This window comes from Pseudomonas sp. LBUM1653, from assembly GCF_059716115.1.
The window spans coordinates 3,989,132-4,012,843 of sequence record NZ_CP166803.1 but is presented as its reverse complement, the minus strand read 5'-3'; the positions used below and the strand labels follow the sequence as shown (position 1 = coordinate 4,012,843).

The following is a 23,712-nucleotide window of genomic DNA, read 5'->3' as shown; positions in this document are numbered from 1 at the left end:
CTCAGCCCGCCTTGCTGACAGTCAGTCCCAAACGGGTCAGGGCCAGCTTCAGGGCATCGGCCAGGTTGGCTTTGGTGACCACGCCTTGCAGGTCCAGCCCCAAGTGCACGATGGTCTGGGCGATCTGTGGGCGAACCCCGCTGATGATGCAGTCGGCACCCATCAGGCGAATCGCGGTGACAGTCTTGAGCAGGTGCTGGGCCACCAGGGTATCGACGGTCGGTACGCCCGTGATGTCAATGATGGCGATCTCGGAGCCGGTGTCGACGATCCGCTGCAGCAGCGATTCCATCACCACCTGGGTGCGTTGCGAGTCCAGCGTGCCAATCATCGGCAGGGCCAGGACGCCGTCCCAGAGCTTGACCACCGGGGTCGACAGCTCCAGCAGTTCTTCCTGCTGGCGCTTGATCACCGCCTCGCGGGATTTCTGGAACGTGCGGATGATGTGCATGCCCAATGCATCGAGCAGCTCGGAGATTTCCCACAGTTGTTCGGCCAGAAGAGCCGGGGTGTCCTGATAATGATTTTGCAGCAGCGCAAACAGCGGACCCTTCAGCGCAAAAATGAAGCTGGCGGTCTGGTGCGAATCCTGGCCAAGCAGGGCGCGGCTGTGGGAGAGTTTTTCGAGGAACTGGCGAATTTCTTCCCAGCCGGGAGTCGTAATGTTCTGGCCGTTGCCGTTTTCCAGTCCCGAGACGATCAACTGCAGGAACTCTGACGTCTGTAGCTTGAGATCCTGCTCCTTGAGGTTACGCGCGGCACCGCTGGCTTCGAGGCCGTGGGTCCATTCGGCAAGCAATTGTGACTGGTTTTTTTTCATCGCATCGAGGGTGCTGGATTGCAGTGCCGCCATGAGATTTGGCTCCTTGCTGGTGGGTGTTGGCTTGCCGAAAAAATGATCGGTCCAAAAGCAGTGACATTTGCCGCATGAAATAGTTGTTCGCGTTCGACAGCAATTTTCATTCGCTGTACATGGACTGTAGGAGCTGGCGCAGCCTGCGATCTTTTTTCACTAAAAAAAATCAAAAAATCGCAGGTTGCGCCAGCTCCTGCAGAAGCGAAGGGAACGTTGCCTGTTTTGCGGCTTCGAACTGTTATGACCCGACTGTTTCGGCCGCGCAGTGACGAACGAGGTACCTATGAAAGATGAAAATGGACTAGACGAAAACGCCAAGACCCCAGCGCCGGAAAGTGCCGACGAAGCGGTTGATCAGAAAAATGTCCACAGCGACAACGACAACGAGTTCAGCCCAGGCTTCAAGCCCAATCCTGATCGGCCCAAGCCTGGCGATGACACGGACGCCGACATCGACACCGACGGCGGCTAGGCCTAGGCGCGAATAAAAAGACCGCATCCATTGATGCGGTCTTTTTGTTTGATGAGGATTATTTGTCCGGATGGGCGGCCTGGAGTTTCTTCGCCATATCCAGGTGTTTTTCCAGTCCGGGCAACATTTTTTGCGCAAAGCCCTTGAGCGCTGTTGCACCTTTGGTCCTGTCGTCGGTCACGGTATTGGCTTGCTTCTTGAACAGCTCGATAGTGTCTTCGTGAGCCTTGACCTGGTTGTTGGCATAAGCCGCATCGAAAGACTCGTCACGCATATCGAGGATCTTTTCCTTGGCCTGTTTCACCAGAGTCGTGTTGTCCGGCACTTCAATATCATTTTTTTTCGCAATGGCCGCGAGTTCATCGTTGGCCTTGGAATGATCGGTGATCATCATGTTGGCGAATGCCTTCACGTCTGCCGATTGGCTTTTTTCCAGCGCCAGTCGGCTGGTCTCGATCTCGGCAATGCCGCCGGCGGCTGCCTTGTCGACAAAATCATTGGAGTCTGCCGCGAATGCCGCGCCCATGCAGGTGCTCAAGGCGATGGCCAGAGTGAGATGGCGCAGGTTAAATCCGTCCATTGGTTCTTCTCCACACAGTTTTCATGGGCGATCGAATTGATCGTTATGCTGTGGAGGTCGCGGATGGGGCAAAGGTTTTATCGCCTTTGCGACAGGACGACGAACGGGCACCGCTGGTCTGACAGATGGTCGACAGAACCGGTCAACCAAGGCCATTCTGATAGTTGGCGAACGCAATCAGTCGCGTTTGCTACCGATTAACAAACGGAGGTGTTCCATGCCGGTGCCCCACGACCTTTTTCAGGATTTGAGTTGCACAAAGGAAGAAATCCAGCAGAAACGCACCAAGGATCCGTTACTGGATTCACTGATCAACAAATACTCGCAGGCGGATGCCGAAGTGGTGAAGGCAGAGCAAGCCAAATCCAGCGATGACGCAGTGACAAAGCTCAAGGCGAAGCGCCTGGAGGTCAAGGACAAGATCGTCAGGCAACTCCAGGCGTCGTCCTGATGCACCGTGATGAGCCACCGACAATCGGTGGCTGAATAATTGGAACGGCGATATTAACCGGCACCTCGAATGTTCAGAGCCCGATGACGTGGCTACATGCGAGGTGCCTCATGTCTGATCCAAAATTTCCCAGCGAAGAGCAGGGTGGTTACGACCCCATTCCGACCCATCCCGAACCCCTGAGTCCCGGACGCACTGCCGTCAATCCGGAGGATGAGCCGGGAATCGATGAATTGCCGAACAACGAAGGTGCCATCCCCATGGATCAGGATGACGGTACTGACATTGATCCTGAGCGGGTGCGTGAAGAAACCGATAATGCGGAACGCGATGGCGAGTTCGATTCGCGGTAATCCAGTTCACGACAAACCCTGTGGGAGCGAGCCTGCTCGCGAAGACGGCCTGACAGTCAACATCGATGTTGTATGTGCTGCCGTCTTCGCGAGCAGGCTCGCTCCCACAGGTTCACTGCAATGCGGTACCTAGCGGCAATCGCGCCATGTTTTTCGCCTTCAATGAACCAAAATACAACCACTCTCCATACTCACGCACGGTGGTGATCGGCGAGTAATTCCCGCTGCTGCCGTCCTGCAGGTTGGCGATCACCTTGCCCTCAAGGTCCAGGCCCAGTACAAAGGCGCGTTTTTCCACCGGCTTGGGCAGAACGGTCATCGCTCGGGCGATCATCTTGCGCACGAAAGGATGTGCTGCGGTTTTGTCGAGCAAGGCGTTGCGCGGCGCATACAGTGCCACCCAGAAACGGTCGCGGCCGTTGAAAGCCAGGTTGTCCGGCAACCCCGGCAGGTTGTCGATGAACAGGTCATGGGTGCCGGCTTTCGGCCCGCTCAACCAGTAGCGACTGATGCGATACGCGCCGGTTTCGTTGACCAGCACAAAGGCATCGTCCGGACCCAGGGTGACGCCATTGGCAAATTCCAGCTTGTCCAACAGCACCGAGGTCTTGCCGGTCTGGAAGTCATAACGCAGCAAGCGTCCGTCGCCACCATGTTCGATGATTGCCTCGCCATCCTTGCCGTAACCGAAACGGCTGGAGGCGTCGCTGAAGTAGGCGTAGTGCCCGGGTTTATCGATGGCCACGTCGTCGGTGAAACCCAACGGCACGCCATTGGCGCTGGTGGTCAAGGCCACCAGTCGACCTTGGGCGTCCAGGGACAACAAGCCCTTGGCGGCGTCGGCGATCACCAGCAAGCCATTGGGGTGGCGAGCCAACCCCAGGGGCCGGCCGCCGGTATCGGTCAATAGCTTGGTGTCCTGGCCGTCCAGGCTGGTGCGGATGACCCTGCCATCATGCAACCCGGTGATTAGCCCATTATTTTCCATGAGCAGCGCTTCGGGGCCGTCGATGTCCGCGGCGCCGACGCGTGCCACGCCCTTGAGGCGCTGGTTGTCCGCATACAGGCCGCTGCTGAGGGACGGCGCCGGTTGCGGCGTCCAGGCCACGGGGTCGACCTTGGTCGGCATCAATAGCAGGAAGGCGCCGAGGGCAACGATCAGCAGCAATACCCCATGGTGAAACCTGATCGGTCGGCTCACGCACGGACTCCCGACTGCGCCAGGTGTTTTTCCGCGGTGTCGCGAAGCGCCAGCATCGACGTCGCCGATTCACGATCGATCCGGCGCTTGAGCAGCAATTGGTTGGCCATTCGCATCGCCCATCCGCTGAACCGGTATTCCAGCGTGCGCACAAACCGCGTGCCATCGCCCTCGGCCGCGCATTCGTAGGTCAGCATCAATGAAAGGCCATTATCGTCATGGGCCCGGGCAATCCAGCGGCGTCCAGGCAGATACTCATCGACCACCCAGCTCAAGTGTCCATCACGCCCACCGGCGCGGATGTCTTCCTCGAATCGCGCGCCAGCATGCAAAGGTCCCTTCGGGCTGTTGATCCTGAGGGAAGATGGATGCCACTGCGGCCAGTTGGTCACGGTGCTGGCATAGGCGAGCACGGCAACCGGATTACCGGCGATGTCGATCTGATGCTGCATGCGGGTCATGGGCGTTCTCTTCAGGTACTCGATGGCCGGCTCCGGTTCCGGCTCCCAGTAGAGGGTGCCGAATAGGTAATCCATCAACGGAAAAACGATGTTGAAATTACGTTGCTGCATCATCTCGCGGCGGTGATGCACTTCATGCAGGCGACGCATCTGGCGGATCCATGGCAGGCGCGTGACGCGATTTTGCGGCGGCAGATGCTCGCAGGCATGGAACACTTCATAGGTCAGGTACCCCAGGACCAGGCAGCCGCCGACCAGCCCGGCGACGTTGGCGTCCAAGGGCTTGAGCAGCCACCACAGGGGCAGGGTGATCAGCAGTGTGTGCAACACGATCAGCCAGGCCGGGAACAGGATCACCCGCCAATCGCGGGCGCTGTCGTAGGTCATGTTGCCGGGGGCGAAAAAGCTGTGATGGTCGCCGGCATGGCGGGCATAGAACATCCGCGCGAAGTTTTTTTTGTGATGGCCAAGGTGCCGATGCACCATGTACACAACGAAGTTGAAGAACAACAAGGCCAGCGGTACCGCAAGCCATTCAAGGGGCTGTACCTGGTGCACGGTGCTCCAGAAAGCGGCGATCGCCATCAGGCCGAACACCAGCACGAAGGTGCCATGCAGCCAAGGGTTGTAGCGAGGATGAATGTCGCAACGGTAACGGGCGCGGAATGCTTCGGTGGTCTGCCTCACTGCAATCACCTGTTGTTATTGTTATCTCCAGCAGATTAGTCGATCCCGGCGATTTGGTTGGTAGCTGATCAGGATTTTTGGTGATGCTGCGGTCATGGCGATTTATAGTTCCGCTCTCACGGCTGATGAAGGTCTTGTAGGAGCCAGGCTTGCCGGCGAAGGCGTTGCGTCAGGCGATGTAGGTTTTAATGGTGTACATATCCATTCCTGCGGTAACGGCCACTTATGGTTTCGCTTTTACAGCGAGTCACTTGGAAGAGCCCCAAGTAACCAAGGGCTCTTGCCCCTGGCGTTCGGTGCCTCGCTGTGGCTCGGCATGCCCTCGCTCCGGTCCTGCTCCGTGGGCCCGCCGCGATGGGCCATCCTTGGCCCAGCGCGGCTAACCCGGCATCCATGCCGGGTTGCCCACTGCGCAGAACCTCCACTCGGCCTCTCGATGTGGCAAGAAAATCAAAAGCAACAGCCAAAGCGAGGCGGCCTGACAGCCGACCTGATTGCAGGTCTGTCCGCGATCCAACTGTGGGAGCGAGCTTGCTCGCGATGGACTTCCAGACAACGCGTTCATCCAGACAGGGCTCGTTATCGTTGACGACCATCGCGAGCAGGCTCGCTCCCACAGGGGAGCAGGTACAGCCGTAAAAGTCAGGTCGGCTGTCAGGCCGCCTCGCTTTGGCTTTAGATTTGGGCGCCCCGTTAAACCACGCTGGCCGAACGCAGGCATTGCGCAGTGGGTAAACCGGCAGGACGCCGGTTTAGCCGCGCTGGGCCAGGGATGGCCCATCGCGGCGACCCACGGAGCAATGCCGGAGAGAGGGCATGCCGAGCCCAGGCGAGGCACCGAGTGGTGGGGCAAAGCCTTTTGGTTCCTTTTTGCTGGGCCGGCACTCCGGCGTTTGAAAAAGGGACTCGCCGTAAGGGCGAAACCATAAGTGGTCGTTACCGCAGCAATGGATATGTACGCCAAAAAAATCCAGCAAAAAAAAGCGCTCCTCTCAGGCCGGGCAAGAAGATCAAAAGCCAAAGCCAAAGCCAAAGCCAAAGCCAAAGCCAAAGCCAAAGCGAGGCGGCCGACCGGCCGGCCTGATCTCAGGTGAACGAGATCTCCTGTGGGAAGCGAATTCAGCTCAGCGGGTTCCAGCGTTGCGACCAGTCGTCATCGCTCTTGATCACCTCGCGCAGCAGATCGAAAGCCCGTTGCAGTGCTGCCGAGTCGCGGTCGCGGGAGTAAACCAGATAGGTCGGGTAACTGAATTCCGGGGCCTTGGGTACGGGCTCCAGCATACCGTTTTCCAGGTAGCTCTGGACCACCCGGGTACGGAAGTAGCCGCTGCCACCGTGTTCGAGGATGTACTGCAAACCCAGGGGGCCAAGGTTGAAACTGAGCGCTGCCTTGGCTTTTTCCGGCAGGGCGGCGTCGTGCTGACGCCGGAAGTGCTGCCCCCAGTCGATGTACACGTAGGGTTCGGGGCGTTCGGGGTGGCGGACGAGGATGAGTTTTTCTTCGAGGATCTGCTCGACTTGCAAGCGCGGCCAGTATTCGGGTTGATAGACCAGTGCCGCATCGAGCACGCCAAGCTCGAGTTGGCGCAGCAGGTTTTCGCCGTCACGGATTTCCATGCGCAGCGCATGGCCGGGAATCCTGTCGCGCAATACGCCGGCCCAACTGAGCATCAACGGATTGCACAGGCTGACCTCGCCACCGATGTGCAGGACGTCGTGGAACCCCTCGGGCAAGGGCAAGTCTCGGCGCGCGGCTTCCCAGGTTTCCACCAGTTGATTGGCATAAATCACGAAGGCCTCGCCATTGGGCGTCAGGCGGGCACCGGCACGGTTACGTACGAACAGCGTGCTGCCCAGGTGACTTTCCAGCTTCTGTACCCGCGCGGTGATCGCGGTCTGGGTGACGTGGAGTTTCTCGGCGGCCGCGGCAAGGCTGCCGTGGCGGACAATTTCCAGAAAGGTGCGGGCGAGATCGATGTCCATGAGGCGGCCGTTGCGGGAGGTGCTCGCATTGTAAGACAAATCAAAAGATCGCAGCCTTCGGCAGCTCCTACAGAGATTTCCCTGTAGGAGCTGCCGAAGGCTGCGATCTTTTGCTCTTCAGGTCAAAACGCGAAGCAGGAGCAGCCAAAGGCCCCCCAGAACCCGCGGAAGTCACTGACCGGCGCATCCGACAAGCGTGCCCGTTCGTGACTGTGCGCATGCACCGCACAAGCCCCGACGCATTGATGAACCTGCGCCGTCAGCGGTGCCGATGGCTTCCAGTGGCCGGGCACCTTGGCCACCGGCGACCACTCTGGCACCACGGGGATGGGCGGTGGCCCGAGTTTTTCGAACTCGACGCTGGCGTAGACAACCTTGCCATCGACTATGGTCAGCACCGATTCGATACCCTTGATGCCTTCGGTCTCCATATGGAAATAGTCCGCCGACAGCGCAATCAGGTCCGCCAGTTGCCCGACCTTGATCTGGCCCTTCTTGCCTTGCTCGGAGGAGAACCAGGCGCTGCCATGGGTAAACAGCTCCAGCGCGGTGTCACGGCTCAAGCCCTCCGGGTACAACGCCAGGCCGCCGACCGTCCGGCCGCTGACCAGCCAGTACAGCGACGTCCAGGGGTTGTAGCTCGACACCCGCGTCGCATCCGTGCCGGCGCCTACCGGTACGCCCTCGGCCAACATGCGTGCAATCGGCGGCGTGTGTTCGGCAGCCTTGGCACCGTAGCGGTCGACGAAGTATTCGCCCTGGAACGCCATGCGATCCTGGATGGCGATCCCGCCACCCAGTGCTTTGACCCGCTCGATATTCTGTGGGGTGATGGTTTCGGCGTGGTCGAAAAACCACGGCAAGCCGTCGAACGGAATGTCGCGGTTGACCTTCTCGAATACGTCGAGCATGCGGCTGATGGATTCGTTGTAGGTGGCATGCAGGCGAAACGGCCAGCGTTGCTCCACCAGGTGCCGTACCACCGGTTCCAGGTCTTGCTCCAGGGTGGACGGCAGGTCCGGGCGCGGCTCAAGGAAGTCTTCGAAGTCCGCCGCCGAGAACACCAGCATTTCCCCTGCACCGTTGTGTCGCAGGAAATCGTCGCCCTGGCCGTAGCGTGAGGTACTGGTCCAATTCTTGAAATCGGTCAGTTCTTCCTTGGGTCTCTGGGTGAACAGGTTGTAGGCGATGCGCACGGTCAGCTGCTGATCCTTGGCCAGTTGCTGGATGACCTGGTAGTCGTCCGGGTAATTCTGATAGCCACCGCCCGCGTCGATCGCGCTTGTGACACCCAGGCGATTGAGTTCACGCATGAATTGCCGGGTGGAGTTGACCTGATGCTCCAGCGGCAGCTTCGGCCCCTTGGCCAGGGTTGAATACAGAATCATGGCGTTGGGCCGGGCTATCAACATGCCGGTGGGATCGCCGTTGGCATCGCGCTGGATTTCGCCGCCCGGCGGGTTTGGCGTATCGCGGGTATAACCCACCACTTTCAACGCGGCGCGATTGAGCAGTGCACGGTCGTACAGGTGCAGGACGAACACCGGGGTGTCGGGCGCGGCCTTGTTCAGTTCGTCGAGCGTGGGCAGGCGTTTTTCGGCGAACTGGAATTCATTCCAGCCACCGACCACCCGTACCCACTGCGGCGTTGGCGTGCGGTCGGCCTGGTCCTTGAGCAGACGCAAGGCATCGACCAGCGACGGTACGCCTTCCCAGCGCAGTTCGAGGTTGTAGTTGAGGCCGCCACGGATCAGGTGCAAGTGTGAGTCATTGAGGCCGGGAATCACCGTGCGCCCATGCAGGTCGACGACTTGTGTGCCAGGGCCTTGCAGGGCCATGGCCTGCGCGTCGCTGCCGACCACCACGAAGCGCCCGTCCTTGATCGCGACGGCACTGGCCTGGGGTTTCTTGCGATCGACGGTGTGCAGCCGTCCGTTATAGAGAATGAGGTCGGCGGGGGTGTCTGGCATGGTTTTACTCCCTGCGAATAGCGGGCTGATCCAGGCACCGACGGCGCCTGCAGACAGACCTTGGAGTACATGGCGGCGGTTGATGCCGTTGTGATCCTCAGGTGGGCTCATGTCAGTCCTCCGCGAAACGTAAGTTGAGGGCAAACAGTTCAAAGCAGCCGCATGCGGCCAGAAGGAATATAGACGGCAAATCCACAGGTAGCTGTTTCCATGCGCCGAAAATCACGAATCCCGCCACAAGGGGCGGGATTCGTTTGCAGCCAGGCGTGCTTGCGAAAGTCGCAAGCGGCGCGCTTAGGCCGGGAACAGCTCGGACAGTTTCATCGCCAGCATCATGTCGCCTTCAGCGCGCAGTTTGCCGCCCATGAATGCCTGCATGCCGTCGGTTTCGCCGCTGACGATGCCTTCCAGGGTTTCGCCATCCATCACCAGGGTCACCTGGGCGTCCGGGTTTTCGCCTTCCAGCAGTTCGCAGGTGCTGTCCTTGACGACCAGCGAGAAGTTCTTGTCTTCGTCGATGCGGAAACCGAAGACCAGGTCCAGACCGGCAGCAGCGGCTGGGTTGAACTTGGCTTTCATTGCTTGTACGGCATCTGCTACGGAGGTCATGGTTTGATCCTTTTTTTGGTAATTAGAGCAGGGTAATAAGTGCTGGGTGATTACAGTCACAATAGTCCGGACTCAGCGAAACGTGATGAGTTCCGGGGCCTTCAGCAGTTGCAGGTGCGCATGACTGTTGAAGGAAGCCAGGGCCACCTCGCGTCCACGGAATTTCAGGTGGTTGAGCGAGGTGTTGACGATTTGCCAGTTCAATTCAAAAGCCTGTTTTGCCGGCATTTGCGTAATAAGGTGGAGCAGGGCGGTGATGGTGCCGCCGGAGGTGAATACGGCGATTTTCTGGGTGTTGTCGGCTAGTTCGAGGATGCGCTGTAAACCGGCCTGCACGCGTTCGACAAAACCCAGCCAGCTTTCCAGGCCCGGAGTGTCATAGCTGCCGGCGAGCCAGCGTTCGATGATCAGGGCGAAAATACGCTGGAACTCGGCGCGATTTTGTGCGGCGTTGCGCAGAATGTTCAGCGCTTCGGGCTCGTCCGGCAGCATCGCCGGGAGCAGGGCGCGGATCACCGCGTCGGCGTCGAATTCATTGAATGCCGAATCGGTCTCCAGGATCGGCACCGGCAGGCCCACGGCGGCGTATTGTTCGAGCGCGCTATTGGCCGTATGTTGCTGGCGACGCAGGTCGCCCGACAGGCACCGATCGAAGCTGATACCGAGTTCGGCCAGGTGCCGGCCGAGGATTTCCGCCTGGCGAATACCGGTGGGCGACAGGACGTCATAGTCGTCTGCACCAAAGGAGGCCTGGCCATGTCGAATCAAATAGATGCTGCCCACGTCCGCGTCATCCCGGTACGTTGAAGGTTTGGCGAGGTTATGGGGATGGCGCTGAGCTGTCAATGAAAAAACATACGCTTGTTTGAAATGCTTGTTAGAGCCCTGTTGCCAAAGGTTTCACGGCTGGTAGCAGGGGCGGCGCATGGGTATGCTGGTGATATCCCGCGCGCTTGCATGCCGCGCAACGTTTAAGGAGTCCCTGTGGAGTTTTTGTCCGAGTACGCCGTTTTCCTGGCCAAGACCGTGACCCTGGTGATCGCCATTTTGGTGGTCCTGGCCAGCTTTGCGGCTTTGCGCAGCAAGGGTCGACGCAAGTCAGCCGGCCAGTTGCAGGTCAGCAAACTCAATGATTTCTACAAGGGGCTGCGCGAACGCCTGGAGCAAACATTGCTCGACAAGGACCAGCTCAAGGCCTTGCGCAAGACCCAGGCCAAGACCGAGAAAAAACAGAAGAAACAGCCCGACGCCAAACCCCGGGTATTCGTGCTGGACTTCAACGGCGACATCAAGGCCTCGGCCACTGAAAGCCTGCGCCACGAGATCACTGCGCTGCTGACCCTGGCGACGCCGAAGGATGAAGTGGTGCTGCGCCTGGAAAGCGGCGGCGGCATGGTTCACAGCTACGGCCTGGCGTCGTCGCAACTGGCGCGCATCCGTGACGCTGGCGTGCCGCTGACGGTGTGCATCGACAAGGTCGCGGCCAGCGGCGGCTACATGATGGCGTGCATCGGCGAGAAGATCATCAGCGCGCCGTTCGCCATCCTTGGCTCGATCGGCGTGGTGGCGCAGTTGCCCAACGTCAACCGCCTGTTGAAAAAACACGACATCGATTTCGAGGTGCTGACCGCCGGCGAATACAAACGCACCTTGACCGTATTTGGCGAAAATACCGAGAAAGGCCGGGAAAAATTCCAGGAAGACCTGGACATCACCCATCAGCTGTTCAAGAACTTCGTTTCGCGTTATCGCCCGCAACTGGCCATCGATGAGGTCGCCACTGGTGAGATCTGGCTGGGCATCGCGGCGCTCGATCTGCAACTGGTGGACGAGCTCAAGACCAGCGACGAGTACCTGGCGGAACGGGCGAAAAAATCCGAGTTGTATCACTTGCACTATGCCGAACGTAAAAGCTTGCAGGAACGTATCGGCATGGCGGCCAGCGGTTCGGTCGATCGCCTGCTGCTGAGCTGGTGGAGCCGGTTGACTCAACAACGCTTCTGGTAACAACGGCAACTAACGTTCGGCCCGTTTCATTGTTGTGCAATGAAACGGGCCGTTTTTGTTTATGGCTATACATATGTAGGGCAGTTAAAAAAAAAGGCTCGATAAGCTGATGTTCTCCGTCAGTTTCGAGTGATCTATCATGCCTGCTGAACCCGCAACACCCAACATTCCCGTTTTGACGCCAGATCAAAAGGGTGTTTTTTTTGACCAGATAAAATCCAATGTCCCCGCCTGGTTATTGACCGCATCAAGTGAACGTCGCCGTCAACTCCATGACAGCTTGACCGCCAGCCATGACTCCAGAAGTGAACTGGCCAGTCGCCTGAAGGGGCTGCAATCGCCTGCAAGCTTCTGCACGCCGCTACTCGCCAAAGCCATGTCGGACCAGCTGGGCACGCCATTTGAAACAGTGGGCGTGGTGTTCCAGCACGTACGCTCAACCTCCAGCCTGCTGGGCTTGCGCAAGAAGCTGGTATTGCCGATTGACCGGGATTTGCTGTCTGCGGCCTGCGAGAATTTCGAACTCAGCGAAACACTCTCCGCAAACTACAGCGATACATCCACGATATACATTCCCGAAAAAATCACCGGCAGTGTCAATAAGGTGCTGGCCATTGAACCCCATGAGTTTGCGTTGTTATGCCGCAAACTGGATCTGGGCAAGCAATACCAGGCGCATATCAAATCAATGTTTGAACCTGCCGTCGAGGCGGACGGGTTATCCGGGAAGTATGTTGCGCACGCGAAGAACAGCTTTGACGTGAAGCGACATGTAGCGCTGATGACCAAGGCCATCAGTGTTGAAATGCACGAGGCCTTGCAGGGCGTCAAATCTCGACAATCGCTCAATTTGGGCAACAACACACTGGGTTACCAGGCGTTGAAGATGTGTGATGTGACTATCAATGGCGCGCTGTTTATCGGGCCGGTAGACGAACACGATGATGTCGATAACCGCTGCGTGGTCTATTTGCCGGATGACCCGCTGCACCCGTTGAAGGAATACGCCTCGTTCAGTGATTTTGAGCTGGAGTTGAGTCAGAGATTGAGGGTCAACGATTTCCGCCAACATTTCATGCGCTACATCAAACTGGGTGAGCGCTCGGCGTTTCTGCTTGCCCTTGATAAAGGCCTGGCGTTGCCCAGCGGCTCACCGTTACCTGTCAGCAGCATTTTCGTCAGCGTCTCTGGCGTCGACATCCAGGGTGATCCGTTTCAGCAGGTGTTTCGTCAGCACACCAGTCTGGTGCTGGCGGACGCCAGGCTATTGGTAGTGCCAACGGACGATGAAGACGAAAAAACCCGCCTTGACAGACTTGAGACCTACAAAAACATCGGCCTCAACATTCTTTTGTTTGGTGCCTCTTTCGTACCGGTGGTTGGCCACATTCTGTTGGCTGTGACGGCCCTGCAGACGCTGTCAGAGGTGTATGAGGGAATCGCCAGTTGGGCCAAGGGCGAGCAGGAACAGGCCACGGACTGCCTGTTTGATACCTTGGAAAACCTGATCCTGATGGCGGCTCTCGCGGCAGGTACGGCGGCCGCTGGCAGAATTTTCACATCCATCAGGACCTCGGTTTTCGTCGAGCGCCTGAGGGAAATCCCCGGCAAGAACTCACGGGGGCGCCTGTGGAATCCCGATCTGGCGGTATATCAGCAAAGTCTGCGCCTGCCCAGCACACTGGCAGCGGATGCCAGGGGCCTGCACTGGCTGGGCGGCCAGGCCTACCTGCCAATCGATACCGGCCTGTATGCCGTTCGCCCGAAAGCCACCACGGATCTATGGGAAGTGCTGCCCCCGGTGGGGAGCGACGAGACCTATTCACCTGTGCTTGAAACCAACGATGTGGGTGCATGGCGCCATGACTCGGAGCTGCCGCAAGAATGGGACCGGCTCAAATTGTTCCGCCGTTTCGGTTATAGCCGCGATGAGTTGTCCGATACCACGGCCCGGCAAATACTTTCCGCATGCGCCATCGATGATTCTGTGTTGCGTCAAGCCCACGTCGACCGCAGTCAGCCTCCGGCATTGCTGGTCGATACCGTGCAACGATTTCGCGCCGACGCCGCAGTCACGGACTTTATCGGGCAGATCAACGATCCGTCCAGGGCTTCCCAGGCAGACCCTGATCTGCAATTGCACCTGCTCACTGCTTCCAGCCATTGGCCAGGCATCTACGCAGTAAAGGTGGTCAATGCTGCCGGTCGGCAAGTCGATCTGCATGGCACGATCACTGCCGGGGCGGGGAAAATCATCACTCTCAATCAAGACGTGTTACGCAGGGGGCAACTCCAGGCCTCGTTGCTGTCGGCCCTGGACAAGACACAACGAGAAAGGCTTCTGGGCACCAACTCTGCGGACGCGACAGTCCAGAAAACGGCCTTGGCCAGGATCGTTGCCGAACAGGCTGAAAGTCACAAGCCTCAGCTGTTCGAGCGCATCTACCAGCGCAGCGAACTCACCAGTGATGCCCGGGTAACGTTCTTGATGGGACAATTTACCCATCTTCCCCGGGCCATTGCCGAGGAACTGCTGAGATATGCCCAAGCGGGTGAACTGGAAGCTTTGGAGGCTGGCAACGTACCTTTGCGGCTGGCTGAGGAGGCGCGCCGCTATCTGCAGGTGACGCATCTGAGTCGGGCTTACGAAGGGTTGTACCTGGGCTCGACGGGAGGCATGTCCACGGACCAGCTGGTCCTCGATACCCTCAAGCAACTTCCGGGTTGGACCGACGATACGTGGGTGCAGATAAGCGAGCCATCAAGTGCAGTGAACCGACTGGTCAGTATCGGCTCGGCACAAGCTGCGCAGAAGGTGCGAGTCGATATTCTGGCTGATGGATACCGTGTCTCGGTCGATGCCGAGACAACGTCCACAACATTTCTCAAACGTACCCGGGAACGCTATTTCGAGGCCCTGTGGCACGGACTCTCGGCCCAACGCAAGGACGCGCTGGGAGTGAGCTCGAACGACGCTGGCGCCGCATTGCGCCAGAAAATAACCCAGCTGGCCTTGACCCGGCGAACAGCCATTGCGCAAGTCGTCGATGCCTTGCCGCTATGGTCGGGCTATACGTCTCCCATGAGACTGGCCGACCGACCTGTTACCGGAGTTGGAGCCGGCAGACCGGACCCTATGCTGATCAATACCAGCAGCGACGTCGTGGTGCGTCGGGCGCTGGAGCTGTATCCGCTGCTTTCCCCGACAAAGATACATGCACTGGTGAATTCCCTGGGGACCAACGAAATTGCAGTGTTGACCAGGCTGGAAGCGCTGCGGCTGGAATTTCAAACGATCCGTCAGGTCCTGAGCCAGTGGGTCGTGCGTAAAACCTGGCACCAGCAGCCCGATGGCTCAAGGCAGGAGGTCGCAAGTATCGGCAAATATCGCACCGCCCAGACGATCATTCGCTGCTGGCGCAAAGAGCCCGAATTCACCGAGTCCGGCGACACGCTTCTTTCCACACTGATGTTCGATGCCCAACCTTTGGGCGATCTACCGGTCATTGTCGGCGACTTCAGTCATGTCGGCCGCCTGGTGATGAACGGCGTTGGTGCCAGCGCCGGACTGAACACCTTTCTGCACAACTTTCGCAATCTTCGCCACTTGTCATTGCGCGCAAATCACCTGACCAGGTTGCCGTTGGCCCTGGGTGACATGTCCAGGCTGGTGCAGCTGGACCTGAGCGAAAACCTGATCCAGCTGACCACCGAGTCGGTGACGCTGTTGGCAGGAATGACCCGCCTGGAATCGGTAAATTTGTCGTTCAATGCGGCACTGACCAGGGTCCCCGATGTCAGCCGACTGCAACACCTGGAACAACTGAACCTGCGGGGGACCGGGATCACCCAGTGGCCTGCGGGAGTCTCGGAATTGCTGCAGCTGCGCGAACTCGACTTGCGCGACAACCAGATAGAGACCCTGCCGGATGAGGCGTTCAAGGGTAACGCGTTGCAGAACAGGGGAATCAATATTCATGGCAACCCGTTGTCCGCCGACTCCCTGAAAAAGGTCGCCGAGCACCAGCGCAATACCGGTATGAGCCTGGGAATCATTGCCTCTGAGTACCGCAGGCCCGGTACATATAGCCCGACCCAGGCACAGAGCCTGGAGTGGCTGGTGGGACTTGGCTCGGTGGAGGCGCAGCGCAGGCAAAGGCTGTGGGATTCATTACAGGCCTACCCTGATTCCAGTCGCTTTTTCGACGTACTGGCACGGTTGTCGAACACGGCCGATTTCACCCGTGTCTACAGCCACTTCAGTGCACGGGTCTGGAATGTCATGGAGGCCGCTGCCACCGATGATCGGCTGCGACGTTCGCTGTTTCGCCAGGCTCAGGTCGGCCGGTTCAGCGCAGATGGTTATTCGGCAATCTTCAGCGAGATGGAAGTCCAGGTGTTGTGCTACCGAGCCAAGGTCGCGGCCACTACCGGCATCGAGTCGCTGGAGCAGCAACTCATCACTCTGCTGCGGGGCTTGTTCAGGCTGCAGGCAGTCGAAGGGATAGCCCTGGCGGATATCAATGCGCGGCCTGGCTCCGAGTCTGCCTCCTACGCCCACGCCCTGGAGATCAGCCTTGCCTATCGCGTGGGCCTGGCCGAACGCCTGGCGTTGCCGTCTCAGCCCCGGTCGATACTGTCGGGATGGAACGTCGAAGTTTCCGCGGCGACCCTGGAACAGGCTTATCAGAGCGTGCTGACCGCCGAAGGGACCAGCGCATTACAGGAATGGATGCTCACGCAGAGATTTTGGGCGGAGTATCTGGAAGCCTCTCACCCTGATCAGTTCCTGGCGATCACCGACCGGGCGGCGTTGGGCTTTGCGCAAATCGACGGACAACCTCAGCTGACTCGAGAGGTCTCTACCCAGCGCACGAATGCCGTTGTCGACAATTTCAAGAATGATCGACGGACATTGTTCAGGCAGCTGACCTCGCAGGCTTTGACTCGTCATCCCGCACCAGTGGTTCCCGGTATCAGCTCTCAGTCGGAGGCATCGTCATGACCGCTCTTTCTAAAGGCAGCGCGAATGCGCCAAGCGCGCCGGGCCTGCGTAACGAATTGAAAGCCGTACTCGACATGACCTTGCCACAGACCCCTGGGGAATTTGCCGAGCGTGTGATCAAGGACAAATGGGGGGCGGACATCGATCCGCGCACGGCCTTGCTGGTGACCCTGGATTACCACTTCAAGGGTCATCCTGCACTCGAAGGTGTCGAGCAGGGCCGAGTGGCCAGTTCCCGATCATTGCTGCAGACACTGTTGTCCAACTATCAAACCGTGGGTGACGGTCGTTTCGCTGAGAACGCCTTCGGTTTGTACGCACCGCCCGATGTCGGGCCCGCCGTACGCATCGTGGACAAGGTCGATGAGTTTGCCGACCACGGAAGTGGCAATCACCAGACCTATGAAGGCATCTATCGCCGAACCACGCCACAAGCCTATGGGCCGCTCACGCAGATCGACTTGAGGCCTGCGAAGTTCAAACAGTGGGTCTGGGAACTGGACCTGAAGGTCCTGTATGCAACGTACCTTGATCAGGCTTGGCCTGAAGATGAAGTCCTCGTCGCCCCCCAGCCCTGTGGTTTGAGAACCTTGGTCAAGGCAGCGTTTGTCATGGCGGCGTGGCTGCAACGGCAGGAGCGACGCCTGAGCTCACAGGGCGTGGAGCTGGCGCTACGGGCGGCGGGTCTGCCACCTGATAAGCCCTGGGAAAACCTGAAAATCGAACAGCTGCAAGCACCCACCCGGATGCCGCCTAAGGTCACGGCGAGCCGTCTGAAGCTTTATCGCTATACCGCTATCGATATCTGGATGTTTCGCGAAGCGGCGAGTGACCGGGTGCTGGTGTACATCCCGGGCAATTCTTCGCCGCTGCATGAGTTCACTGACGTCTCGAAGCTGCATCAATGGGTGGTGAAACAGAGCAACGTCGAGGACACGAAGCAGGCCCTGGCGTCCCACTTTACCGAGGATGATCGTCAGGATGGCACTTTCCATGCGGGTGTGCTGACCGCGCTGGACGGCATGGCGATGTACCCCAAAAAGCATTGGCTGACCAACAATGCCGGCTTCTTCAACAATGACGGTTATTGGGATCCCGCCGATTACATCGGCTTCGACGATCAGGCACCGGCGACCGATCCGTTCGCACAGCTTGTGCTGACGATGAAGCGGGCGGAACGGGACAGTGTCACAACCATCCGTGACGACGCGCAAGTCAATCGCGACAATCTGAGTGCCGTGGTCGAACCGATCGTCCAATGGGTCAATCAGTTTGGTCCGTTGGCATTGTTTGTACCGGGCGGCGAGGGGGTGTTGGCGCTGGCCGGGCTGATCGATGCCGGATACGGGTTGGACCAGGCCATCAACGGTGATACGGCCGACAAGCGTTCGCAAGGTATCACTCGCACGGTGTTCGGCGTGCTCAATGCGCTGCCGCTGGTCGCAGAGGCGGCGTCGATCAGCCACGAAGGGGCTGGGGAGGCGGGCTTGGCCAAAGCAGGGCAAGGCAGCGGCGAATCGTCGAAATTTCCCGAGGCAGGTATTGTTTCCGGGCCAGACATCAACACTACGCCGGCCTTGCCATTGCTGACGCGTACCGATCTCTTGCGTGGAATTGGTGTTCCGGCAGGCACATTCAGTGACGAAGTGCTGGCTCAGATTGGCAGGGTCAGCGCAGTCGACGATGACATGCTGCGCCTGATGCAGGCAGGACGTGCGCCGACCCCGTTACTGGCCGACACCATTAATCGCTTCAGGATCGATCAGGAAGTAGCAGGGCTGGCTGACTCACCCGCTGCACGTGCCGAGTTGTTCGATCGTCGCTATCAGGAACTGCAAAAGACAGAGAACGAATGGGTGCGGTTGTTTCAACGACAGTATCCCGATTTACCCAGAGCTGCCGTGGAACAGATGCTTGACCGTTACGGCGTTGATCTCAAGGCATTGCCGGATGTTACCGAAGCAAAACGGCTGTTCAATCAGTTGGACAGTAAGGCTCGCCAATATCAGCAACATGTGCGCCTCAATCGTGCTTATGAAGGTCTTTATCTGCGCTCGATCGCCAACCCCGAGGCGGAGTGCCTGGCCTTGCACTCATTGAAGTACGTGCCTGGTTGGCCTGAGGGTATGCGAATTGAAGTCCGCGAAGGTTCGATCGGTGGTCGGCTTCTGGATCGTAGTGGGCCACTGGACACGCCCGATTGCCGAACAGTGGTCAAGTCCGGCGAGCGCTATCTTCACAGTGACTTGTCCACTCAGCCTGCCGCTGCGACAGATTTTTATGAGGCGGTCGTCGAGATTCTGTCCGGGGACGAGTGTTCGGCATTGGGATTGACGTCCAAAACCCCTGCGGCGCAATTGAAGGTTAAAGTCAACGATCAACTGTTGTCCCGTTCAGAACTGGCCGTTGGTCTTGCCAGAATGGACTCGAAGCTGTCCTTTGAAGCGCAGGGGTTAAGAGGGGGAGCATTCCCGGGTACTTTTCAAAATGCGGAGCTGACTCATCATGTGATGAGATTACAACTCAAGGAGATCTACCCGGAATTTTCCAATGAAGACGCCGATTTGATATTGCAGCGACTTGGAAGCGATGTTCAGGCTCATATCGACAGCGCAAAACTGCGGTTGCAGCAATTGCATGTGGATATGGACACCTGGTTTATGCAGGTCTGGGTTGACGTCTACGACACCGACATCCCCTTCCTGCGAGCCGGGGATCCTGAGGCTGTGGGACGGACAGTCCGGGAAATTGCGGTTCATAATTTCGATTTGCTGCAAACTACGGTAGCGAGTGAGCTCGCCACCAGGCAAGAACTGGCCGATGAATTGATTGCAATCTTACAAAAACGCAATCCGCAGCAAAATAGCCACTATGCAGGGAACCATACCCAAGGCTTCACGATGAATATGAGCCACGAAGACTTCCATCGATTGCCGGAGCTCAATGTGCGATTCAATGATGTCGTCGAGTTGAATCTTCAACACTTTCACATGATTGAAGCGCAAACGCTTAACGGCTTTATCGAAGGCTTTCCAAACTTACGGATATTGAACCTGCAAGATACGGACCTGCGATTACCCAACCTTAATGGGCAACTGGAAAGCGTGTTGCCGCCAGTAATTCCTCAGTTACAGCATCTCACTTCGCTGAATTTGCGCTCCACTCACCTGACGTTAAGGGAAAATACGGCAGGGCAATTGAGTCAGTTGGTTAATCTGCAAGCGCTGGATCTGAGCGACAATCCATTGGACATCCCTCCCGTTGTATTGGGAATGAACCAGTTGCGATCTCTGGATTTGAGAAATGCCCGCATCACGAGGTGCCCCGTCGGGATCATGGATCAGCCATACCTGACAACCCTGGATTTAAGGGGTAACCAGATTCATCGTGTCCCGCAGGCCGTACTTAATCAAGCGATCGCCCCTGACCGGGTGCTGCTGTGGAACAACCCGTTAACCGATGAGGACACCCTGCAACGGCTAATCACGCATCGCCAGCAAACGGGCATCAACCTGTGGCTGAGTGCGCCGAGGCCTGACTATTCGGAGCCGGCGGCCTGGTTAGCCGGCATTGAGGCGGGGCAGCGCGGTCTGAGGCTTCAGGTCTGGAATAGCGTGGCGCTGAAGCCTCGTGGTATGCGGTTACTAGGGACCATGAATACATTGACCCTCACTCCGGATTTCGTGGTCAATTATCCGGATCTTCAGGCAAGGGTATGGCAGCTGCTGGCGCAAGCGGATGCTTCGGATGAATTGTGGGGGCAATTGACCCTGAATCCTCCGATGCCGGGGGGCGCTTTCAATAACCCGATCGCGGTATTCACCGCATTGGAAGACCGAGCAAGGCTTTACGCCAACTGGGTAGCGATGGGGCAACCGTTTCCGGTCGGAGAACATTAACCAGGGTAGTAGCGAGCTTGCTCGCGAGGGTGTGTCCGTTGCCACTGATGTGGCTGGACACCCCTTCGCGAGCAAACTCGCCAGCTTTAGCGGCGACGGAACAGCGGCAGCGGTTCGTCGGTGGCGGCCTGATAAGTCACGGAGAAGTCCTTGAGACCTTCCAGGGCTTCGTACGGGTCTTTGTCGGCGCGAATCGCGAACGCATCGAAACCGCAACGGTGCAGGTAGAACAACTGGTCGCGCAGCACGTCGCCAATGGCCCGAAGTTCGCCTTTGAAACCGTAACGGTCACGCAGCAAACGGGCGTTGGAGTAGTTGCGGCCATCGGTGAAGGCCGGGAAGTTCAGGGCGATGACCTGGAACTGCGCCACGTCTTCACCGATTTCCTCGGCTTCTTCATCGGCGTCCAGCCAGATACCCAAGCCACCGTCGCGGGCCAGGAGCATACGGCTGTGCTCACGCCACAACTGCAGCGGGACGATGTAATCGTCGCAATTGGTGATCTCGTCGATGCTGAAATCCTTGGGCAGCGTGTGCCAGGTTTCGTCGACGACTTCGTTGTTCTTAATGATTCGCTGCATAGACGCGTTCCTTGAAGAGGTCGATGCCAATACGCTGGTAGGTGTCGATGAAGCGCTCGTCTTCGGTACGTTGTTCGATGTACACGTCGATCAGCTTCTCGATCACGTCAGGCATGGCTTCCTGGGCAAAGGACGGGCCGAGGATCTTGCCCAGGCTGGCGTCGCGGCTGGCGCTGCCGCCGAGGGAAACCTGGTAGAACTCTTCGCCTTTCTTGTCCACCCCGAGAATGCCGATGTGGCCGACGTGGTGGTGACCACAGGCGTTCATGCAACCGGAGATGTTCAGGTCCAGTTCACCAATGTCGAACAGGTAGTCCAGGTCGTCGAAACGGCGCTGGATCGATTCGGCGATCGGGATCGACTTGGCGTTGGCCAGGGAGCAGAAATCGCCGCCCGGGCAGCAGATGATGTCAGTCAGCAGGCCGATGTTCGGCGTAGCGAAACCTTGCTCGCGCAACTCGCCCCACAGGGCGAACAGCTTGTCCTGCTCGACGTCAGCCAGGATGATGTTCTGCTCGTGGGAAGTACGCAGCTGACCGTAGCTGTAGCGGTCGGCCAGGTCGGCCACGGCGTCGAGCTGCTTGTCGGTGATGTCGCCCGGGGCAACGCCGGTCGGCTTCAGGGACAGGGTCACGGCGACATAACCGGGCTTCTTGTGGGCCAGGGTGTTGCGCACGCGCCAACGGGCAAAGCCCGGGTGCTGCTGGTCGAGTTCGGCCAGCGCGGCGCTCTGGTTGTCCAGGGCCTTGTAGTCCGGGTCGACGAAGTGTTTGGCGACGCGATGCACTTCGGCTTCGGTCAGCGTGGTCTGGCCACCGCGCAGGTGTTCCATTTCCGCGTCGACTTTCTGGGCGAAGACTTCAGGGGTCAAGGCTTTGACCAGAATCTTGATCCGCGCCTTGTACTTGTTGTCGCGACGGCCATAGCGGTTGTAGACCCGCAGGATGGCGTCGAGGTAGCTCAACAGGTCCTGCCACGGCAGGAACTCATTGATGAACGCGCCCACCACCGGCGTACGGCCCAGGCCACCGCCAACCAGCACGCGGAAACCCAGTTCGCCCGCGGCGTTGTGCACCGGCTCAAGGCCGATGTCATGGACTTCGATGGCGGCACGGTCGGAGGTCGAACCGTTGACGGCGATCTTGAACTTGCGCGGCAGGTAGGCGAATTCCGGGTGGAAGGTGGTCCACTGGCGGACGATTTCGCACCACGGGCGCGGATCGATCAGCTCGTCGGCGGCGACACCGGCGAACTGGTCGGTGGTGACGTTGCGCAGGCAGTTGCCGCTGGTCTGGATCGCGTGCATCTGCACGGTGGCCAGTTCCGCCAGGATGTCCGGGATGTCTTCCACCGCCGGCCAGTTGAACTGCACGTTCTGCCGGGTACTGATGTGGGCGTAGCCCTTGTCATAGTCACGGGCAATTTTTGCCATCATTCGCATCTGGCGCGAAGTCAGTTGGCCGTAAGGCACCGCCACCCGCAACATCGGCGCGAAGCGCTGGATGTAAAGGCCATTTTGCAGGCGCAGGGGGCGGAATTCTTCTTCGCTCAGCTCGCCTGCCAGATAGCGTCGGGTCTGATCACGGAACTGCTTGACGCGGTCCTCGATGATCCGCTGATCGTAATCGTCGTATACGTACATATAAGTCCTGTTCTCAGGCTTGGGCCGGTCGGTTCCAGCTGCTTTTTTGGCTTGCTGAAGCCGATACTGCCTCGGCAATTCTGCGCGCACGGCCGCGCACTCCCAACGGAGCCGGGGGCAAGATACCAGTTTGTAGTTATGCGCAAAAGTGATGTTTGAGTATATGTAAAGAACCAAAACGACTAACGAGAATCGTTGTTACCAAACCCATGTTTGTGGTGTGGGGAATCATCGGCTTTACTGTGGGCGTGTCTTCCTGCAATCACCGATAAAACCGACAAGAGGCGATGCAATGAGCAACTCTACCAAAGCTTCAAAACCCGATAGCACGGTGGATGCCTGGGCCATTTTGTTCCTGATCATCCTGGTCGTTGGAACTGCCATTTTCTGGGTCAGCCATCAGTAACCGACCTCGTCCGGGCCTGATTTCGACGATTGTCGGACAAAACCCACAGTAAAGGCCGATTTGCCGCAGTTCGCTGGCTAGAATGCGCGGCGGATTTTCGGGGCCCGGACGACCAATGTTCAATTACTGCTTCACCTTTTTGCTGGCGCTCGGCGCTGCCTGGGGACCGGCCGCGCGCGCCGAATCGGTGCTGTTCCTCAGCCCTGGTGCGACCCGGGAAAGCTTCTGGGTCACCTACGCGCAATTCACGGGTACACGCTGATGCGCTGAACCGCGTCAGATACCTGCCAGGTAGAGCACCAGCTTGACGATGGCGAACAGCGCCAGGGCGAACACCGCCGTAAACAGAATCCCCAGGATCACAAAGTGACTCGGTTTGCCGTGGGTGAAATCGCGCGCACGATTTTTCCCGCTCTGCACGCCGAATGCCGCCGCCATGACGCTGTGCAACATCTGCCAGAAGGTCGGCGGCTTATTGTTGTCAACTGGATCGTCCATATACCCCTCGTCATGCCGGTGTGAGCTGTAAGCATAGTCAAATAACAGCGT

At 58.5% G+C, this 23,712-nt stretch carries 18 protein-coding genes; 7 read left to right on the top strand and 11 right to left on the bottom strand.

The window, feature by feature from the left end:
• Position 1: 1 nt before the first annotated feature.
• Entirely contained in the window at positions 2 to 853 is an 852-nt protein-coding gene (locus ACA054_RS17830; protein WP_497685425.1) for an STAS domain-containing protein, read from the bottom strand.
• 286 nt (positions 854 to 1,139) lie between these two features.
• On the opposite strand from ACA054_RS17830, the gene ACA054_RS17825 reads away from it, so the two are divergent.
• The gene (locus tag ACA054_RS17825) at positions 1,140 to 1,328 is read left to right on the top strand and encodes a hypothetical protein (protein ID WP_497690406.1); all 189 of its coding nucleotides are present in this window, start codon (positions 1,140 to 1,142) and stop codon (positions 1,326 to 1,328) included.
• A 58-nt stretch (positions 1,329 to 1,386) separates the two neighbouring features.
• On the opposite strand, the gene ACA054_RS17820 is transcribed toward ACA054_RS17825, so the two are convergent.
• On the bottom strand, positions 1,387 to 1,908 hold the full coding sequence (locus ACA054_RS17820) for a DUF4142 domain-containing protein (RefSeq protein ID WP_497685424.1): 522 nt from the start codon (positions 1,906 to 1,908) through the stop codon (positions 1,387 to 1,389).
• A 217-nt stretch (positions 1,909 to 2,125) separates the two neighbouring features.
• Here ACA054_RS17820 and ACA054_RS17815 point away from each other — a divergent pair, with 217 nt between their 5' ends.
• Both ACA054_RS17815 and ACA054_RS17810 read left to right on the top strand, forming a co-directional pair.
• Complete coding sequence (locus ACA054_RS17815; RefSeq protein ID WP_497685423.1) at positions 2,126 to 2,359, top strand: DUF465 domain-containing protein; 234 nt, start codon at positions 2,126 to 2,128, stop codon at positions 2,357 to 2,359.
• Positions 2,360 to 2,469: 110 nt separating this feature from the next.
• Positions 2,470 to 2,712: a hypothetical protein gene (locus ACA054_RS17810; protein ID WP_497685422.1), complete on the top strand. Its 243-nt coding sequence runs from the start codon at positions 2,470 to 2,472 to the stop codon at positions 2,710 to 2,712.
• Between the two features lie 112 nt (positions 2,713 to 2,824).
• Here the strand turns inward: ACA054_RS17810 and ACA054_RS17805 are convergent, their stop codons facing one another.
• From ACA054_RS17805 to ACA054_RS17780, 6 genes are all read right to left on the bottom strand, one after another.
• Positions 2,825 to 3,913, bottom strand: a complete 1,089-nt coding sequence (locus ACA054_RS17805) for an SMP-30/gluconolactonase/LRE family protein (protein WP_497685421.1) — start codon at positions 3,911 to 3,913, stop codon at positions 2,825 to 2,827.
• A complete protein-coding gene (locus ACA054_RS17800) occupies positions 3,910 to 5,061 on the bottom strand; it encodes a sterol desaturase/SRPBCC family protein (RefSeq protein WP_497685420.1) in 1,152 nt (383 codons plus the stop codon). Before ACA054_RS17800 ends, ACA054_RS17805 begins: the two co-directional genes overlap by 4 nt.
• A 1,119-nt stretch (positions 5,062 to 6,180) precedes the next feature.
• Positions 6,181 to 7,044, bottom strand: a complete 864-nt coding sequence (locus tag ACA054_RS17795; protein WP_497685419.1) for a LysR family transcriptional regulator — start codon at positions 7,042 to 7,044, stop codon at positions 6,181 to 6,183.
• Between the two features lie 122 nt (positions 7,045 to 7,166).
• Entirely contained in the window at positions 7,167 to 9,014 is a 1,848-nt protein-coding gene (locus ACA054_RS17790; RefSeq protein WP_497690330.1) for an amidohydrolase, read from the bottom strand.
• A 294-nt stretch (positions 9,015 to 9,308) separates the two neighbouring features.
• The gene (locus ACA054_RS17785) at positions 9,309 to 9,623 is read right to left on the bottom strand and encodes an SCP2 sterol-binding domain-containing protein (protein ID WP_497685418.1); all 315 of its coding nucleotides are present in this window, start codon (positions 9,621 to 9,623) and stop codon (positions 9,309 to 9,311) included.
• Between the two features lie 72 nt (positions 9,624 to 9,695).
• The gene (locus tag ACA054_RS17780; RefSeq protein WP_497685417.1) at positions 9,696 to 10,406 is read right to left on the bottom strand and encodes a histidine phosphatase family protein; all 711 of its coding nucleotides are present in this window, start codon (positions 10,404 to 10,406) and stop codon (positions 9,696 to 9,698) included.
• 201 nt (positions 10,407 to 10,607) lie between these two features.
• Here ACA054_RS17780 and sohB point away from each other — a divergent pair, with 201 nt between their 5' ends.
• The 3 genes from sohB to ACA054_RS17765 all read left to right on the top strand — a co-directional run bounded on the left by sohB (position 10,608) and on the right by ACA054_RS17765 (position 20,534).
• The gene (sohB, locus tag ACA054_RS17775) at positions 10,608 to 11,630 is read left to right on the top strand and encodes a protease SohB (RefSeq protein WP_497685416.1); all 1,023 of its coding nucleotides are present in this window, start codon (positions 10,608 to 10,610) and stop codon (positions 11,628 to 11,630) included.
• Positions 11,631 to 11,868: 238 nt separating this feature from the next.
• A complete protein-coding gene (locus ACA054_RS17770; RefSeq protein ID WP_497685415.1) occupies positions 11,869 to 16,635 on the top strand; it encodes an NEL-type E3 ubiquitin ligase domain-containing protein in 4,767 nt (1,588 codons plus the stop codon).
• Positions 16,632 to 20,534 carry a leucine-rich repeat domain-containing protein gene (locus tag ACA054_RS17765; protein ID WP_497685414.1) on the top strand — a complete coding sequence of 1,301 codons (3,903 nt, stop codon included), beginning with the start codon at positions 16,632 to 16,634 and terminating at the stop codon, positions 20,532 to 20,534. The genes ACA054_RS17770 and ACA054_RS17765 overlap by 4 nt, the downstream gene beginning before the upstream one ends.
• Before the next feature lie 86 nt (positions 20,535 to 20,620).
• Here ACA054_RS17765 and ACA054_RS17760 read toward each other — a convergent pair whose 3' ends face one another.
• Positions 20,621 to 21,115: a DUF934 domain-containing protein gene (locus ACA054_RS17760; RefSeq protein ID WP_497685413.1), complete on the bottom strand. Its 495-nt coding sequence runs from the start codon at positions 21,113 to 21,115 to the stop codon at positions 20,621 to 20,623.
• Positions 21,099 to 22,757: a nitrite/sulfite reductase gene (locus ACA054_RS17755; protein ID WP_497685412.1), complete on the bottom strand. Its 1,659-nt coding sequence runs from the start codon at positions 22,755 to 22,757 to the stop codon at positions 21,099 to 21,101. Before ACA054_RS17755 ends, ACA054_RS17760 begins: the two co-directional genes overlap by 17 nt.
• Positions 22,758 to 23,278: 521 nt before the next feature.
• Between ACA054_RS17755 and ACA054_RS17750 the strand changes: the two genes are divergently transcribed.
• A complete protein-coding gene (locus tag ACA054_RS17750) occupies positions 23,279 to 23,425 on the top strand; it encodes a hypothetical protein (RefSeq protein WP_497685411.1) in 147 nt (48 codons plus the stop codon).
• Between the two features lie 14 nt (positions 23,426 to 23,439).
• On the opposite strand, the gene ACA054_RS17745 is transcribed toward ACA054_RS17750, so the two are convergent.
• Positions 23,440 to 23,661 (bottom strand): DUF2970 domain-containing protein, encoded by a 222-nt coding sequence (locus tag ACA054_RS17745; protein ID WP_497685410.1) that lies wholly within the window; start codon positions 23,659 to 23,661, stop codon positions 23,440 to 23,442.
• Positions 23,662 to 23,712: the final 51 nt, after the last annotated feature.

Coding starts and splice junctions, on each gene's coding strand:
- ACA054_RS17830 (WP_497685425.1), bottom strand. CDS start 853: ATGGCGGCACTGCAATCCAGCACCCTCGATGCGATGAAAAAAAACCAG.
- ACA054_RS17825 (WP_497690406.1), top strand. CDS start 1,140: ATGAAAGATGAAAATGGACTAGACGAAAACGCCAAGACCCCAGCGCCG.
- ACA054_RS17820 (WP_497685424.1), bottom strand. CDS start 1,908: ATGGACGGATTTAACCTGCGCCATCTCACTCTGGCCATCGCCTTGAGC.
- ACA054_RS17815 (WP_497685423.1), top strand. CDS start 2,126: ATGCCGGTGCCCCACGACCTTTTTCAGGATTTGAGTTGCACAAAGGAA.
- ACA054_RS17810 (WP_497685422.1), top strand. CDS start 2,470: ATGTCTGATCCAAAATTTCCCAGCGAAGAGCAGGGTGGTTACGACCCC.
- ACA054_RS17795 (WP_497685419.1), bottom strand. CDS start 7,044: ATGGACATCGATCTCGCCCGCACCTTTCTGGAAATTGTCCGCCACGGC.
- ACA054_RS17790 (WP_497690330.1), bottom strand. CDS start 9,014: ATGCCAGACACCCCCGCCGACCTCATTCTCTATAACGGACGGCTGCAC.
- ACA054_RS17785 (WP_497685418.1), bottom strand. CDS start 9,623: ATGACCTCCGTAGCAGATGCCGTACAAGCAATGAAAGCCAAGTTCAAC.
- ACA054_RS17765 (WP_497685414.1), top strand. CDS start 16,632: ATGACCGCTCTTTCTAAAGGCAGCGCGAATGCGCCAAGCGCGCCGGGC.
- ACA054_RS17760 (WP_497685413.1), bottom strand. CDS start 21,115: ATGCAGCGAATCATTAAGAACAACGAAGTCGTCGACGAAACCTGGCAC.
- ACA054_RS17755 (WP_497685412.1), bottom strand. CDS start 22,757: ATGTACGTATACGACGATTACGATCAGCGGATCATCGAGGACCGCGTC.
- ACA054_RS17750 (WP_497685411.1), top strand. CDS start 23,279: ATGTTCAATTACTGCTTCACCTTTTTGCTGGCGCTCGGCGCTGCCTGG.
- ACA054_RS17745 (WP_497685410.1), bottom strand. CDS start 23,661: ATGGACGATCCAGTTGACAACAATAAGCCGCCGACCTTCTGGCAGATG.